Annotated in this window: 16 protein-coding genes; 5 read left to right on the forward strand and 11 right to left on the reverse strand. The window is 28.8% G+C overall.

What is annotated here, in order from left to right; translation table 11 throughout:
• Nucleotides 1-104: 104 nt before the first annotated feature.
• Nucleotides 105-1,109: an elongator complex protein 3 gene (locus tag EC396_RS04295; protein WP_129365473.1), complete on the forward strand. Its 1,005-nt coding sequence runs from the start codon at nucleotides 105-107 to the stop codon at nucleotides 1,107-1,109.
• The gene (locus EC396_RS04300) at nucleotides 1,093-1,788 is read left to right on the forward strand and encodes a DUF6873 family GME fold protein (RefSeq protein ID WP_129365474.1); all 696 of its coding nucleotides are present in this window, start codon (nucleotides 1,093-1,095) and stop codon (nucleotides 1,786-1,788) included. The genes EC396_RS04295 and EC396_RS04300 overlap by 17 nt, the downstream gene beginning before the upstream one ends.
• Nucleotides 1,789-1,902: 114 nt before the next feature.
• On the opposite strand, the gene EC396_RS04305 is transcribed toward EC396_RS04300, so the two are convergent.
• The 8 genes from EC396_RS04305 to EC396_RS17820 form a co-directional block, all read right to left on the reverse strand.
• Nucleotides 1,903-3,171, reverse strand: coding sequence for a DUF2130 domain-containing protein (locus EC396_RS04305; protein ID WP_129365475.1), 1,269 nt, complete (start codon nucleotides 3,169-3,171; stop codon nucleotides 1,903-1,905).
• Nucleotides 3,172-3,462: 291 nt separating this feature from the next.
• Nucleotides 3,463-3,771: a DUF6804 family protein gene (locus EC396_RS04310; protein ID WP_129365476.1), complete on the reverse strand. Its 309-nt coding sequence runs from the start codon at nucleotides 3,769-3,771 to the stop codon at nucleotides 3,463-3,465.
• A 2-nt stretch (nucleotides 3,772-3,773) separates the two neighbouring features.
• Nucleotides 3,774-4,610: a DNA/RNA non-specific endonuclease gene (locus EC396_RS04315; protein ID WP_129365477.1), complete on the reverse strand. Its 837-nt coding sequence runs from the start codon at nucleotides 4,608-4,610 to the stop codon at nucleotides 3,774-3,776.
• 61 nt (nucleotides 4,611-4,671) lie between these two features.
• Nucleotides 4,672-5,589, reverse strand: coding sequence for a hypothetical protein (locus EC396_RS04320; protein ID WP_129365478.1), 918 nt, complete (start codon nucleotides 5,587-5,589; stop codon nucleotides 4,672-4,674).
• Nucleotides 5,590-5,598: 9 nt separating this feature from the next.
• Entirely contained in the window at nucleotides 5,599-6,858 is a 1,260-nt protein-coding gene (locus EC396_RS04325; protein ID WP_129365479.1) for an ABC transporter permease, read from the reverse strand.
• Nucleotide 6,859: 1 nt separating this feature from the next.
• A complete protein-coding gene (locus EC396_RS04330; protein WP_129365480.1) occupies nucleotides 6,860-7,267 on the reverse strand; it encodes a hypothetical protein in 408 nt (135 codons plus the stop codon).
• A 454-nt stretch (nucleotides 7,268-7,721) separates the two neighbouring features.
• A complete protein-coding gene (locus EC396_RS04335; RefSeq protein ID WP_129365481.1) occupies nucleotides 7,722-9,659 on the reverse strand; it encodes a tetratricopeptide repeat-containing sensor histidine kinase in 1,938 nt (645 codons plus the stop codon).
• 50 nt (nucleotides 9,660-9,709) lie between these two features.
• Nucleotides 9,710-9,871, reverse strand: a complete 162-nt coding sequence (locus EC396_RS17820) for a hypothetical protein (RefSeq protein ID WP_164975201.1) — start codon at nucleotides 9,869-9,871, stop codon at nucleotides 9,710-9,712.
• Between the two features lie 363 nt (nucleotides 9,872-10,234).
• Here EC396_RS17820 and EC396_RS04340 point away from each other — a divergent pair, with 363 nt between their 5' ends.
• The 3 genes from EC396_RS04340 (at nucleotide 10,235) to EC396_RS04350 (ending at nucleotide 13,055) form a co-directional block, all read left to right on the forward strand.
• Entirely contained in the window at nucleotides 10,235-10,918 is a 684-nt protein-coding gene (locus EC396_RS04340; protein WP_129365482.1) for a hypothetical protein, read from the forward strand.
• A gap of 100 nt (nucleotides 10,919-11,018) precedes the next feature.
• The gene (locus EC396_RS04345; RefSeq protein ID WP_164975202.1) at nucleotides 11,019-11,777 is read left to right on the forward strand and encodes a glycoside hydrolase family 25 protein; all 759 of its coding nucleotides are present in this window, start codon (nucleotides 11,019-11,021) and stop codon (nucleotides 11,775-11,777) included.
• Between the two features lie 372 nt (nucleotides 11,778-12,149).
• Complete coding sequence (locus tag EC396_RS04350) at nucleotides 12,150-13,055, forward strand: EamA family transporter (protein ID WP_129365484.1); 906 nt, start codon at nucleotides 12,150-12,152, stop codon at nucleotides 13,053-13,055.
• A 65-nt stretch (nucleotides 13,056-13,120) separates the two neighbouring features.
• Here EC396_RS04350 and EC396_RS04355 read toward each other — a convergent pair whose 3' ends face one another.
• The 3 genes from EC396_RS04355 to EC396_RS04365 all read right to left on the reverse strand — a co-directional run bounded on the left by EC396_RS04355 (nucleotide 13,121) and on the right by EC396_RS04365 (nucleotide 15,452).
• A complete protein-coding gene (locus tag EC396_RS04355) occupies nucleotides 13,121-13,657 on the reverse strand; it encodes a peptide-methionine (S)-S-oxide reductase (RefSeq protein WP_129365485.1) in 537 nt (178 codons plus the stop codon).
• 316 nt (nucleotides 13,658-13,973) lie between these two features.
• On the reverse strand, nucleotides 13,974-14,768 hold the full coding sequence (locus EC396_RS04360; RefSeq protein ID WP_129365486.1) for a cation transporter: 795 nt from the start codon (nucleotides 14,766-14,768) through the stop codon (nucleotides 13,974-13,976).
• A gap of 291 nt (nucleotides 14,769-15,059) precedes the next feature.
• Nucleotides 15,060-15,452 carry a DNA-binding protein gene (locus tag EC396_RS04365; RefSeq protein ID WP_129365487.1) on the reverse strand — a complete coding sequence of 131 codons (393 nt, stop codon included), beginning with the start codon at nucleotides 15,450-15,452 and terminating at the stop codon, nucleotides 15,060-15,062.
• Nucleotides 15,453-15,454 lie beyond the last annotated feature (2 nt).

Here is a 15,454-nt window from a genome sequence, read left to right on the forward strand (position 1 = left end):
TGTTTATACACCTTACAAGCTAGAGTCAAATTTAATTATCGTAAAATTGCATTTTAAAACCTATTGCTAATAATTTAAAATAAAAAAGCACAAATAGTTATAAAATGAGTCTTAAAAAGCATTGTAATATCCCAATATTTATTCCTGAGTTAGCCTGCCAGCATCAATGTGTGTTTTGTAATCAGGAAAAAATAAGTAATACTTTTTCGGTTCCAACACCAAATGAAATTGGTCAAATAATAGATAGTTACCTTGCAACACTTTCTGAAGGCACAGTAATTAACATCGCTTTTTTTGGGGGTAGTTTTACAGGTATTCCTCAAGAGGAAATGATCAATTATTTAAAAGTTGCACATACCTATGTAAAAACTGGTAAAGTTCAGGGTATTCGAATCTCTACAAGACCTGATTATATTACAAATCCAATTTTAGATATTTTAGAACAATACGGTGTTACCGCTATTGAATTAGGTGCCCAATCTACAAACGATAAAGTGCTGGTTAAATCTGGAAGAGGTCATAAGTTTAATGCCATTGAAAATGCAGCTAAACTTATTCGCAAAAGAAATTTTGAATTGGGACTTCAAATGATGTTGGGACTTCCCTATGATACGCTAGAATTATCCTTACAAACAGCCCGGGATATTGTTCGTTTAAAGGCCGACACAACACGTATTTATCCAACAATTGTAGTAAAAGGAACTGTTTTGGAAAAATTATATAAAAAAGGCGAATATCAACCACTTTCAATGGAAGATGCTTTAAGTTGGTGTAAAGAAGTACTAAAAATATTTAATGAAGCCAGTATAAAGGTATTACGAGTTGGTTTGCATCCTTCGGAAGAATTAGAATTTGACAAATCGTTAATAACTGGCCCTATCCATCCTTCGTTTAAAGAAATGGTATTGTCTGAATTATGGAGCGATGTATTGATGAGCAAACATCTTCATAAAGGAAAATCAATCATTTATGTGGCAAAAAATCAATTGAATTACGCTATTGGGTATAAAGGAAAAAACAGAAATACACTTCGAGAAAAAGGATATGACATTAAATTTGTAGCAGATAAAAACCTAAAAGATTTTGAATTAGATGTATGCTATAATTGACAAAAGAACTCCTTTAGAGGTAAAAAAGAACCTTGAAAAATATGTAGATGATATTTTCGAGTTTTCAAGCGAGGATATCACATACAACGCTATTTCTGGTCATCCGGATATCTTTATGTTTCAAGATGCAAATAAACTTATTATAGCTCCTAACACTACAAAAGAATTGATTAATTTTCTTGATAAAAAAGCTGTGAACTATACATTTGGAACAAATCCTGTTGGTAAAAATATAGATAATAGTGTGCTGTATAATTGCTTAAGCACTAAAAAATATTTCTTTTGTAAAAAAGGAAAACCAGACATCTCCATTCAAAAATGGTGTTCGTTAAAACAACTTGTAAATATCCCTCAATCCTATGCCAGATGCAGTATGTTTACTTTAGACGATACAATAATTACGTCTGATAACGGAATTGTTAAAGCACTTAAAAAGGCTGAAATAGCCTATTTTTATTTTGATCCTTCTGAAATTAGAATTATCGACCATAAAAATGGTTTTATTGGCGGAACCATGGGGATGATTGACAACAAGGTACTTTTTTTAGGAAATATCTTAAAACACAAAGATGGTAAGGCGCTCGATAAATACATTGCCACTCTTAAAAAAGAAACTATCTGTTTAGGTAATGATTATTTGTACGACGGAGGTGGCCTGTTTTTTGTCTCTTCAAAGTAATTCATACTTTTTTTAACCCATGTAATTGATAAAAAATTGAGCTTAATTATCAATTAGTTAGGCGCCACCTCGTAAAATAGGTAAACATATTTTTAAGGTTCAATTTTATTGAACTTAGTCTAATTCCGTTTGCTCTTCATCAAAACCTGGCAGTTCCAATGCTTTAACAGACTGTATCGCATTACCCGCTATTCCTTTAATTGAACCATACATATCAATGGTATTGGTAACAACTTTTTCTATTTGCTTATCTCGTTGCTTCCAAATTCGTTGCATAGAGCGTTTTTCACTTTCTAAATCTGCTTTCATTTGGGTAAAGCCTTCAACAATGGCTTCAATTTGCATTCTAAAGGTATTACTAGTTAAAAAATCATATAGCATATCCATTTTATCGCCTTTATTTTCTTGAGAACTAACCGCTGTACTCACTTGAATAATGGATTCTCTTAAAACAGTACAAAGCCCTTTAAATTCTTCATAATTACAAATCCAAATACCATCTTTTAAGCCCAGTCTATCCATATCAGACGGCATTACTTCTGTTACCAACACACCAATATTTGCACCTTTATCTCTAATATCTGCTTTAAATTTTTCTATCCAACTAGGTTGAAAATCTTTGGTTCGTTTGCTTTCATAATAAATTGTACCACAATTCTGTTCAGTGCGTGTATGCACAATTTGAATACAATCTCCACCTCTAGCTCCCTTTTTAATTTCCTCAATAGTATCTAACGGAAATTTAGCAGCTAACCACTCTTCTATTGCCAATTCCTGAACTTCACCTTGCATTTGCATAGATCCTTGCTCCTGCTTTCGCTTCATTTCCTCTGTCAGTTTTTTTTGATCTTCTAACTGTTTTATCAATTCTTTAAAACGCAACTCATTTTTATCTTCTTCAGACCTTTTTATTTTCTCTCTTTCAGCTAATAAAATTTCATTTAATTTTTTTTGAGCTTCAGCCTCCGCAATTTCTTTCAACTCCCCTTTTTCACGTTTTAATTTTTCAATTTCAGCTTTGGTACGATTTAACTCTTTTATTTGCTCCGATTTTTCATTTAATTCATTTTGTAACGACTTAAATTGCTCCGATTGTTCTTCTTTTAATTTTGCTTTGACCTTTTCTTCAATGGCTCTTTTTTCTTGCTTTAATTGAGATTCTAAACGCTCTTGAAACAGTTCATTTTCCTGCTTCTTTTTTCTCTCAAAATCCTCTTTCGCTTTATTTAAAATTTCAAATTCTGAAGCATATTTTTTCTTCTCCTCTGCGATTTGAGCTTGGTATTTTTGTTTGATTTCTTCTTCTAACTGGTGCGATAATATATCTTGAACATCAATTGATGTTCCGCAATTAGGGCATTTTATTTGAGTTTCGTTTTTCATAATTCTCTATTTCTACAGGGTTTGCAATTGTTTTATTTCAGCTATTTTTTTAAAAAAAGACGCATTGGTTTGCAACAATTTTTAGCTAGCAAAATAATGATAATTGCGTTATAAATAAAATGAATGTGATAATTTAAAATGAATTTAATTTGCTACAATTGAAATACGTTTCAACTGGTTTAATTGATTATTTACTGTTGAAGGTCTTTTGTGTATAAAAAAAGATTTTCTAAAACCACCAAAACCCGTTGACTTTAAGTGGCGGATTTACACAAAATAGAATGTTAATTTTTATAATTTATGTTTTAATTGATTTTTTTTAGAAATAAACAAGCTAATTAACAAGCCCAGTCCAACAATTACATCAACCACATTCCATAACATCCTTCCTAATGCTATTTTAAAAATAGGTTGAAACAAAATTGCCAAAGCAATATAAATAACAACAGCTGTTTTTTTATCCTGTTCATTTGATTTGTATGCTAAAATAGCAAAACCTACCAAAGCTAAAAATCGTACCAATTCATAAAACCCATAAGGCATATCAAATAGACATAAAAAGAATGAAATTGCTAATAGTATTTTAATGAGTTTTCCCATAATTACCTTATTGAAATCCAGGTTTTTAAATTTATATTCGCTTCCAATGAATCTTGTATTATTTTATCAAGATTATAGTAAAAATCTATTCCGGTTACCTCCTCTACTTTATCTATTGGAACCGCATAGGTATAAATGGATTTATCAGATTTTTCATTCGGCATTATAAAGGCTACTGCCTTTATTTTACCATTTTTAAAAGCAAGTAATGTTTTATAAAATGCTCTTGGTACAGTAACTTTATTTTCTCCAATATGCTCAATTGGGTTGTCTAAAATTGGTCCGGTTACTACATAAATCGAATCGTTAAAAGATGACCAATAACTAATTTTCCCTTCTAAGGACTTCCATATTCCGCGGTTAAAAGAAGCTTTTTGAGGACTTATATTACTCAAATAAAAACTTTCACTCATAGCAGTTATATTATGACCCATATCGTGAGCAGGAGCCAAATGTCCCATATCATAGCCACTACCAGAATAATCTTTCGGACTGGCAGATTGAGTTTTTACATATGGGTCTTCTCGATAGTCATTTGTTCTTTCTATACTTTTATTGTAATTATTGCTTGTAATTTTATAGGCAACCCATTCAGCCTGTTCGTTTTTTTCACTATACGAAACCGTAAAATAGGGATGTTTGATTATTTGATTTGTGGTTGAAGTTGGGTAGAAAAAAAACTCATTTAGTTTTAATGAAGCTTCAATAATATTTTGTGCACCCCTAACTTTAGTGATTGATAAACTATTATCAATCCTTAATTTAGCTTGTTTAGATTTTGATGTACAACTAACAAATAAAAAAATAAAAAATAGATTTATTATTACAATTTTAAACATTTTTGTAAAAATATTTTGAGGGAATCATTTTTTTCCAAAATTCTAAAATATATAATACTCGTTAGTGGTTTATTAGAAAATCCTTAATAATATTTTCCATATTTGAGGGCAAATCTGCATTCTTAATTTCAAACTTTTTTACATTCATTTTTTCAAACCAAGTTGTCCAATATGCCTTAATAACATCTTCTTCGTAAGGGTTTTTCACATCTGGATTAATACCAATAACCAAAATTTCTAAATTAGATAAATCTAGATCCAATGGAATAAATCCAAAATTTCCTTCATCGAATTTAGTTTTCCATTTTGAGTCATTTAAATGATCCCTTCTAATCGTTTCTGGCGTGATATACGTTGACAAATTCTCTTCCTTAATTTTAGTTGACTCATGATATACATATCCATCCGTTAAAATTATTAAAACATTTCTATAGGCTTCATCAACACAATAATCTTTTACTTTATTCTTAAAAAATTTCCAAGTATCAGACCCTACATATTGTCCATCTTCAATAGCTAAATTATAAATCTCTATTGGAGAATTTGCATATGTATTTTTAATTTCATCTAATAAATCAGGGGTAATATTACCTTTCGTAATGTGATATTTTAATTTTTTAGATATAGAATTTATTTCCGAACTTAATGGCTCAGGATCAAAATAAAGTTGAATTTTATCATCCATGCTTCTATTCTTTTTTGCTCCTAAATGAGAACTAAAGACTTGAGCAACACTGTTTATATATCCAACATCTCTTTTATAATAATCCAAACTTTCATTTGGGTATTTTTCGGGGTTTATTCTATCTGATAAATCTAGTAAAAAACTAACATTCCAATTATTTAAATCAGTTTTTTCAACTACTTTTTTTGAATCTTCATTTACAGTATCTTTAACTTCCTTACTATCATTTCCACCACATGCTATATTCAAAATAAGCAGCGAAATGAAAACTATTTTTTTAATTTCTTTTTTCATTATAATATTTTAAGAGTAGACTACATTTTGATTTTGAAAATCATCTAATTTTAAACTTTTTAAATGTTCTTGACAAACAACTTCACATTGTGCTAATAAATCTTCCTTTTGTTTTTTAGGCAATGCTATTTCTGTCCCAATGGCTTGGTACCAACCTTCCTTATACTGTGAATGATACAATAAGTACTCTTTTATTGGAAAAATAAAACCATTGATTTTTGCTTGTAGTTCTGAAATTTTTCCTTCAATATCTGTAATATCTTTTTTTATTTGATCTATTGTTGAAATTATCTTATTCTTTTGAGTATATAAATTTTTAATTTCATCCTTTTTAGACCTAATGAATACATTTATTTTATCCAAATTATCATATTCTTTCATTATAAAATCAAAAACCAACCCCCAAATTAAGTAAACTACAAATCCAGCAAAAATAATCATCCAAAATTCTGGTTCTCTAATTGCAATACTAAAATTAAAATCTGGTGTCGTCGGTGTTCTATTAAAATCATATATCTTTTTTTCAATAATGAAAGCCAATAATCCATCAAAACAAAATGTAATCATAAACAGTCCCACAAGCTTAATAATACTAATAACAGATTTACTCTTTTGCATCATATGTATTAAATACCCAAGTCCTAAAAAAACAAAAGGAATTGTAATAATTAGTACACCTTCCAACCAACTAGCTTTAAATGCCTCTGTTAAGGCATTTGCATCAAAAATAGCTGCAGTTAAACTATCATCAGAAAATTCCTTAAAAAAAGCAGAATATGATGCAGATATATAAAAAACGAAAAGGTAAATAGTTATTGGAACTAATAGACTTAAACCAATATACAACAATGCTTTTGGATTTTTATCTACATCAATCCCATAGTCCTCAGGATTCCTTTTTACATTAACAATATCTTCATTTGCTTTTACAATTTTACTTCTAAAATTAGCTACCTTTTCCTCATTAATTCCTTTTAAAGTTTCTAATTTTTTTAATTGTGTATTTTGTCTTTCCATTTCCTCAACAAAAGGTTGCTTCAACATTTTTTGTTCTACTTCTTGTTTTTTACATTGATTTTCAAAACTGTTATATACATTTTGCAAACAAGCATTTAAAACAATTGGAGTTCCAGTTGCTTTTTGAGAGGCTGCAAAACCACTTTGATAATAAGTAATTCTAATCTGCTCTCTGTGATCCTCTGTACTTTCAATTTTGTTTTCTTCAACTTTTGGCTTATTAATTGCAAATAAATTCTTTATAGATCCCATTTTATAAATTTTTTAAATCATTAATAATTACCTCCTTCTTAACTCCCTCTTTTGCGTTTTTTAATAAGTATGTAGTTAATTCTTCTATATTCTCTTCTAAAAAATCAAACCTTTTACAATATTTTTTTAAAGTATTTCTCTCATCAAGAGTTTCCTTGCCATCTGCCCAAATCATAATTGCTAAATCATACAAATATTCAACTCTCAACTCTATTGTCTCAGGAATTGAATTGTCATTTGTTGGATGTAGTAATATATAATTTAATTGCTCCTCAGAAACACCTCTTTCTTGCGCGAAAGAATATAGCATTTTTAATTCCAAAACATCAAAATTATCATCTGAAAATGCCATTTGATATAACCTTAAAAAATGGGTTTGGAGTTCTTTTGTAATATGAATATGTTCCATAAAGATTTCAATTTTTTATAAAAAATTAATTATACTATTCAATACTTAATTTTAATTTACTAATTCAAATATAATTCCATTAAAAATCAAATCTTTACGGGTTTCCGTAAATCAGAAAAAAATATGCTTAAAAAATTTTAAAATATTTGATAAAAAAAACAAAAGGGCGAATTATTGGTTTTCAAATTGAAGTCTATTTTCAATAGCACAAAAGACAAAACGCTTACATTTATTCATAAAATTCATCATTAATTTTATTTTATAAAAAATTATGTAAGCGTTAATTTTGGAGAAATCTTATTTTTTAATTTCTAGGTATTACGCTTAAAAACAACAGATAAAATTGTAAATAAATGGAAGATTTTTTTAATTCTTATTCACGAATTGTCTCTTAAACTACACAAAATCAACACTTCAGAAAAAAAAATAAAAAAAGGAATGAAATTTTTAAAAATCACTTTTTAAAACTTATGAATGCTTTAAAACCATTGTGCATGCTTGTCTCAAAAGTTATAGTTCCGTATAAAGATTTGATGCGGGTTTTGATATTTTTAAGTCCATTTTTAAATTTTAACTCATTTAATTCCAAACCTTTACCATTATCTGAATATTTTACAGACAATAGATTTTTATCAACTTTAAAAGTAACTGCAACAAGTGTAGCTTCGCTATGTTTGCGCATATTTACCATGAGTTCTTGCAAAATACGATACAATTCAATTTGCTTTTCTTTTGTTAATGAAGCCAATCCTACTTTTTGAATGTCTTTAAGAATAACCGTTGTGGTATTGCTATTAAAGCTGGTGAGCATTGACTTTAAAAACAGTTCAAAATGCACTCCAGTTTCAATTGAATTGTTTTGATGCGAAATATCTCTGGTCAATAAATACACTTTTTCCAAATCATCCAATAAAGCTTCTTTTGAGTTATCGGTATATTGTATTTTATTCATAATGTTTACCATATTATTGGCTACTTCATCATGAATTTTTTTAGAAATACGTTTTTCTGTTTTATAAACTTCTACCCTTTTTTCTATTTGGTGTTTTTTTCTTTTGTAGTATATAAAAACCAATAAAGTAATAAAAATTGTACTTCCCGATGTGAACAATAATATGTTATTTGTTTTTATCTTTTGAATTTCCAATTGCTTTTCAGCTGAAATGATTTTTAGTTGTGAATTTTCTTCTCTATTTTTTTCACTATCATATTTTATTTTAGCAAATTGATTTTTTGCTATTTGTTTGGCATTTTGTAAACTATCATTCAAATGTAGGTAAGTATGGTAATACGCTTTTGCTTTTACCGGCTTATCCAACGCTATCAGTTTCTGTAAAGCTTCTAATTGATCGGGTATACAATTTTGACTGATTGCCACATCGTACATTTTGGAAGCGTAATAAATAGCTGTTTTAGTATTCAAGTTTTCATAATATGTTGAAAGATGTGCATAACTGGCAATTAATCCATATAAATCATTTTCTTGCAATCGCATTTCCAAGGCTTTTTCTAGCTCAGGTAACACATTTTCAGTTGTTTTTGCCAACCATTTAACGTAAGCTAAATTGTCTATAACCCTAGCTTTTGTTGTAAAACTAACAATAGTATCTTTTAATAAGCTATCTAAAATTTTTATTGAAGTATTGTAATCTCCTAATTTTCTATAGGTATTAGCGATATTATTTTTTATAGTTATGCTATTTTCTTTTGAAGTTGTTAAATCAATCGCTTTTTTATAAAATAGCAACGCGTCTTTTAGTTCTCCTTGTTCGTTTGAAGAAATTGCCCAGTTATTGTATACACTTGCCGAGGAAATTGGATTTTTATCACCAAAATATTTTAAAGCCAATGAACCTGAATGTTCACTTGCAATATTATCTCCAAAAGAACGCTCAATAATAGCCATTGTTAGTAGGTTATTACCATTTAAAATACTGTCATTGTATTTTAAATATTCATTTTTAATTAAATTATAATAGTAATAAGCACTATCTGTTTGTTGGTTTGAATTATAGTAATAGGCAAGAATCGAATAATTGCGTCCAATTGCAATTGAGTCGTTGTCTTGTTTTGATTTTTGTATCAATTGTTTTGAAATGTAAATTGCACTATCATATTGCTTTAAACTTCCAAATAAATAAATTTTATTAGTTAGAATATCTTCAATACGTGGGTCAGATTTATCAGCCCCTATTTTTTGAAGAGCACTGTTAGCGCTGTTTAACCGAGTTTCAATAGCCAAACTATCATTTTTCATCTCTTGTATAAAAAAACCAATAGTATCTAAATCACTCACTTTTGAAGAATTTAATTCTTCTTTTGGAGAACAAGATGCTAACATAAATAAACTGCTAACAACAAAAAAGAGGAATGTAAATTTTAAATTTTTCATTCCTCAAAAATAAGATAAAACTAATAATCAATTGACAATTAATTTAAATTTTATGGCTTTGGTGGCGGAGGTGGCAATTCCCCATTTTCTCCTCCAGTAGCAAATAGTTCTAAACCTTCTTGGTAAAAACTTAAATCTTGATCTTCATCATTTGAACAAGAAATTAACATTCCATTCATTAAAATAATTCCTAGTAATATAAATTTTTTCATTTTTGTGTTATTAAAATTTGACAATAGTATTGCTGCCCGAATTTTTACTCAGTGTGTTTTTGCGTTACAGCAATACGCTAATTTTTTGAAGAGATTTTCTCTTCTGTTTGGGAAGTATGAAGTCTAAAAACAGTTAAGGTAAACTGCTTCCCAAAACGGTTTTCTTTACTGCTTTTAGCGCTTCATTTAGATTTAGCTTATGTACATTCTTAATTTGTACCGAATTAAGTTTTTGCTAATTCTGAGGCAAATATTGGGATGGTTATGTATTATTCTGTGGAAAATTGATAGACAATTTTTGGAAAATATTGTCCAACACGCTTGCAAATATTTTATAATTTTGAAATTGTTAATTTTGCCTTCATGTTAAAAGAATTATTACATCAACTATTTGTTAAACTCGAAAATGAAATAGGAAATAACAAAAAATCGAAGAATGGCAATGCCATTTATTTTGTTGAAGAAATTTTAGAAAACCAGTTTAAAAAACCATCTTTTATTAGCTCAAAAGCAATAAAAGGTTATTATGATAAATATGTTGAAGGAAAAGAAAACAATGCAGGAGAACCAAGTATTGAATTAAAAGACTTAATTTCTAAATATTTAGGTTACGAGCATTTTTTAGCTTTTGAAACTCAAAATAAAGCAACAAACTTTTTTAATGTAAAAAAATCAAAAATTACATTGCTAAATTATTCCTTAACCGCTCTTTTAAGTTTAACCCTAATTGTTGCTTTTTATAAGATTTATTTGGCTAACAAAAATGATGATTGTGTTATTTGGCAATTTAATCATTATGAAAAAGTAAATTGTGATAATCAATTTGCAATTCAAAAACCAACAGATATTAATATTGAAAAATTTAATAAAGTCAATGTTAATGATTCAACCATATTCTTTATAAATAACAAACCAATTATTTGGTACGGAAAATCTGTTAAAGGAGAAATAGAGTTTTTCAATGCTAGAGGTACACACCCAATTACTGGAAAAGAATTAAAACCAGTAACTTCATATATCATAAATAAATATGTTTACAAACAGTAGCAATAAAAAGCTAAAAATAAGCACATTATAACGTTCAAATTCTATGAAACATTCCCGTAGAAAAAAGAATTACTTTCATTTTTTTTTAATTTTTTGCCTGTTGATTTTATCAACAGCTGGACTTTTTATTTATAAAACAAATGGTGTTTACCTAAAGAAAGTTTATCGTAATTACGTAGAAGCTACTCCAAAAATATATCGGGCAATAGCATCAACAGAACCATATCTAAAACCGCATATTAAAAAATATGAGGTTCACGGTATTGATGTCTCAAAACATCAAGGAAAAATTAACTGGGATTTGGTTAAACACCCTGATTCAGGAAAAAAAATTGATTTTGTCTTTATAAGGGCAACATATGGTACTTATGAAGATAAATTGTTTGATACTAACTGGGTAAATGCTGCCAATAAAAATTTCGCTTTAGGTGCTTATCATTATTATTGGGCAAATACAAATTCAACTTTACAAGCTAATAAATTTATTGAAACTGTTGAATTAAAAAAAGGCGACCTCCCTCCTGTGCTGGATATTGAAAAACTTCCAAAATTTCAATCAAAATCAAACTGGTTGAAAGGCATCAAAAACTGGTTAAATTTAATAGAAATGCATTATGGCTTAAAACCAATTATATATACCAGCGATGGTTTTTACAAACATCATTTAAAAACAGATCCTTTTTTTACCAACTATCCCCGACTTTGGATTGCAAATTATAACAACATACAACAACCTGACAGTAACTGGCACTTTTGGCAATACAGCGATCAGGTAAAAATTGAAGGAATCAATGAGAATGTTGATCTCAACGTTTTTAAAAATGATTCGATTTTATTTAATGAATTGCTAAAAAAATAAGTTTACACACTGTACTGGATTGTGTTTTGGCAATTCTTTTTTCATTTTTTTATTTTTCATTGTTCCATCATCTATTTAACAGCGGCTCTTGTTAAGTACTTTGTTAATTGTAACCAAAGTATTAATTAAAATTCATGGTCTTTAATTTAGATTATTTTATATATTCGCTTTTAAATAAAGGTTTTTTTGTGCTGTGTTATTCATTTATTGGTTTTAGCAATCACAACCAATAACACATATTGTATTGGCTGCGTTATAAACATTGTGAAAAATGAACTTAACGTAAATATTGAAAAAACGCTTTAGATTTTAGTTAAATGAATAAGAGGTTTGTGCACTATTTTACCTCATTTTTTGATTGAGAATTTATTTATGAGGTATTTATTTGGCGTTACTATTATCTGGGCTTTTTCGTTTAGCTTAATTGGTGTATATCTTTCTGGGTATGTTGATGCATGGTTTTCAGTATTGGTACGTATTGGTATCGCTACAATGCTATTTTTACCCTTTTTAAAACTTCAAAAAATTAAGGCCGAAACAATTTTAAAACTTACTGCAATAGGTGCCGTTCAATTAGGTTTAATGTATTGTTTTTATTTCCAGTCGTTTAGGTTTCTTACTGTGCCTGAAGTATTGCTTTTTAGTGTATTTACACCCATTTACATTACTTTATTAAACGATATTTTAAGCAAACAATTTCATAAAGGGCATTTACTCACTGCTTTAATAGCTGTTTTAGGTGCTGCTTATATTCAATACTCAAGCATTAGTGAAAATGTATTTTTAGGTTTTTTGATTACGCAAGGTGCCAACTTTTGCTTTGCTATTGGTCAGGTTGCTTACAAGTATTTGTTAAAATCTATACCCGAATTAGAAAGCACACCAAAGTATACCATTTTTGGATTGTTTTTTATGGGTGCATTTATAGTGTCTCTAATTGCTTTTTTTATTTTTGGTTCAACAGAAAAATTACCAACAACATCTGTACAGTGGGGAATATTAATATACCTGGGAGCTGTGGCTTCTGGTGCAGGTTATTTTTTTTGGAACCAAGGTGTTGTTAAGGTAAACACAGGCTCGTTAGCGATTATGAACAATGCGTTAATTCCAGTAGGATTGATTGTCAACCTTCTTATATGGAATAAAGAGGCTGATCTTAAAAAGATTTTAATTGGTGGTAGTCTTATTTTTGCTTCACTTGCGGTTAATGAATACATCAATAAAAGAAACAAAAAAACACCCAACACACTGTTAATTAACAACCTAAAAGCAGATTGAGATTGGTTTTTATATTCTTAGTTTAAATTACTGTCTTAACAAAATTGCAGCTACCCAACTAAATACTAGTTGTTATTTTTTTTATACTTATGAAGTAAATCTAAAGGAATGTGGCAATAAGAATGGTCATTAGGGTGTAAGGTTAACCTGTCTTGATGTTCTGCATCACTTGGAATATAATTTGTTAAAGGAAGTATTTCAATAGCTATTTTTTTTGTTGTTTTATTTTGAAGGTTTAATTTTTGTTCAATTTTATCAATGCAATTTTTTGCTTTTAAAAGGTGATTTTGATGCTCGCTGTAAATGCCTGTACGATATTTCTCACCTATATCATTCCCCTGTTGGTTGATACTATAAGGATCAATAATTTCTAAAAAGTAATGAATTAAATCTTCAATTGAAACAACCTTAGCATCAAAGACAGTTTTGACACATTCTGCATAACCATCATAGGCTGTTTTAGTAGATTTTGTAGCGCCATTGGCTCTACCGGCTTGGGTCTCAACAACGCCAGGCAGGTGCTTTAAAAACTCTTGTACACCCCAAAGGCAGCCGCCTGCAAAATAGATCGTTTCCTTTAATAATATTTGTTTTTTTGTCATTGTATTATCCTAAAATAGGTTGACTTTTAATAAGATTTGTGCATCTGAAAAATACCACCTTGCCTACGCAAAGGATATTTTTGGTGTTATTTCGTATGGCGGCTTCATTGTGATACTATCATTTGATACTATCAAAGATAATATCATTTATCTAAAAGTACTATTATACTGTAAAATTTTAATTGAGTAAAATGGATTAAAAAAAAAAGAAATTAAGACTATACGCATCATTTATAAATACATTTACAACGTTAATTTGGTTAATATTCACAATAAAACAATTACATCAAAGATAAACACTTCAGGTGCTTTACAATTATTTACTCAATTTCAATATCCTAAAAGCACCTTGAATTACCAAACCAAAAACGATGGTTCCAATTATCAAATCAGGTTTGCTTGAACTCAACCAATTTACTAAAACTCCTGCAGTTATTATACCTAAATTGATAATCACATCATTAGAGGTAAAAATCATACTTGCTTTCATATGCACTTCTTCTTTGCTTTTTGAACTTTGTAAAATATAAAGGCAAATTCCGTTCGCAATCAAGGCAAAAAATGAAACAACAATCATTGTTGAAAAATTAGGAAGTTTTTCGTCTCCAAAAAATCTCCTTAATACTTCTACAAATCCAATAATGGCAAGTAAAATTTGAAAATATCCCGCAAGTTTCGCAATCTTCTTTTTTTTAATTAATGTTCCACCAACTGCAATCAGGCTAATTCCGTAAACAAAACTGTCTGCAAGCATATCTAAACTATCTGCAACAAGTCCCATAGATTTTGAAATTATCCCTGTTGTTATTTCTATAATAAAAAAAGTGAAATTGATTACAAGTACAGACCAAAGTAGTTTTTTCTGATTTTTATTTTCTTTAAAGTTTGTTTGAGCTGTTTGCTCAGTTGATATTTTCTTTCCTCCTAAATTCAACTCAATAACAGACTTTTCAATTTGGTCAATTGCTCCGTTGTGAAAAATAGTTAATTTTCGATTGGGAATGTCAAAATCTAAATTCACAATGCTTGAAATTCCATCCAATTTCATCCGTATAAGATTTTCCTCTGAAGGACAATCCATTTTGGTAATTTCAAATATTGTTTTATTCATTCTATTTTTTTTGGTTTTAGCATCAACTACTGCTTACTTTTATCTAAACAAGCAAAAAGTTTAACCCGTATATTTGTCTAGATATACTAATATTTAATTTATCCTATTGTCAATTTAAGCAAACTTAATTTTATCCAATAAAAAAACAAAATCAAAAGAAAATATTAGCACTGTGCTTCATATAATGTGTGTTTGTTTTTTAGCATTTAACAAAATGCAACAAACTTTATAAAAGTACCAACATGCAACTATGAATTTTAAAAACTTCAACAAATTTTAAAGTAAAGTCAATTAATCTTTAAAACCTTGCTTGTTAAATGTAAGTTTTTTTAAAAAGGTTTTAACACGTTTATCAGGTCTAAACAAAATTCGTCGCTGTTTTACAGAATTAACGCCTAAAGCTTCTTTGCTATCTTCACCATAAGAACTAATACTTATTTGAAAACTTCCTAAAAAACCAAAACGCACTATTTTACCAAAACTCAATGCATCTTTAATATTGTGTTCTAAAGCAAGTAAAACAAGGTAACAATCTGCAACAGATGCGGTACATTGTTCAGATGTTATTCTTGCTAAATCTTCAAAATTAACCTCACCTGTAGCCTTTGTCGCTACATAATATTTTTCAGGTTTGGTAAGGTCTCTTGGGTCTTTTTTCTTTACAATTTTTAGAGGTAATGCCATTT

The sequence above is a fragment of the Lutibacter sp. HS1-25 genome (assembly GCF_004121075.1).
In the GTDB taxonomy this organism is placed as follows: Bacteria; Bacteroidota; Bacteroidia; order Flavobacteriales; family Flavobacteriaceae; genus Lutibacter.

Bases quoted from the DNA above. Each gene is read 5' to 3' on its own strand.
- EC396_RS04320 (WP_129365478.1), bottom strand. From the start codon at position 5,589: ATGAAAAAAGAAATTAAAAAAATAGTTTTCATTTCGCTGCTTATTTTG.
- EC396_RS04365 (WP_129365487.1), bottom strand. From the start codon at position 15,452: ATGGCATTACCTCTAAAAATTGTAAAGAAAAAAGACCCAAGAGACCTT.
- EC396_RS17820 (WP_164975201.1), bottom strand. From the start codon at position 9,871: ATGAAAAAATTTATATTACTAGGAATTATTTTAATGAATGGAATGTTA.
- EC396_RS04315 (WP_129365477.1), bottom strand. From the start codon at position 4,610: ATGTTTAAAATTGTAATAATAAATCTATTTTTTATTTTTTTATTTGTT.
- EC396_RS04330 (WP_129365480.1), bottom strand. From the start codon at position 7,267: ATGGAACATATTCATATTACAAAAGAACTCCAAACCCATTTTTTAAGG.
- EC396_RS04350 (WP_129365484.1), top strand. From the start codon at position 12,150: ATGAGGTATTTATTTGGCGTTACTATTATCTGGGCTTTTTCGTTTAGC.
- EC396_RS04300 (WP_129365474.1), top strand. From the start codon at position 1,093: ATGTATGCTATAATTGACAAAAGAACTCCTTTAGAGGTAAAAAAGAAC.
- EC396_RS04325 (WP_129365479.1), bottom strand. From the start codon at position 6,858: ATGGGATCTATAAAGAATTTATTTGCAATTAATAAGCCAAAAGTTGAA.
- EC396_RS04305 (WP_129365475.1), bottom strand. From the start codon at position 3,171: ATGAAAAACGAAACTCAAATAAAATGCCCTAATTGCGGAACATCAATT.
- EC396_RS04360 (WP_129365486.1), bottom strand. From the start codon at position 14,768: ATGAATAAAACAATATTTGAAATTACCAAAATGGATTGTCCTTCAGAG.
- EC396_RS04295 (WP_129365473.1), top strand. From the start codon at position 105: ATGAGTCTTAAAAAGCATTGTAATATCCCAATATTTATTCCTGAGTTA.
- EC396_RS04340 (WP_129365482.1), top strand. From the start codon at position 10,235: ATGTTAAAAGAATTATTACATCAACTATTTGTTAAACTCGAAAATGAA.
- EC396_RS04355 (WP_129365485.1), bottom strand. From the start codon at position 13,657: ATGACAAAAAAACAAATATTATTAAAGGAAACGATCTATTTTGCAGGC.
- EC396_RS04335 (WP_129365481.1), bottom strand. From the start codon at position 9,659: ATGAAAAATTTAAAATTTACATTCCTCTTTTTTGTTGTTAGCAGTTTA.
- EC396_RS04310 (WP_129365476.1), bottom strand. From the start codon at position 3,771: ATGGGAAAACTCATTAAAATACTATTAGCAATTTCATTCTTTTTATGT.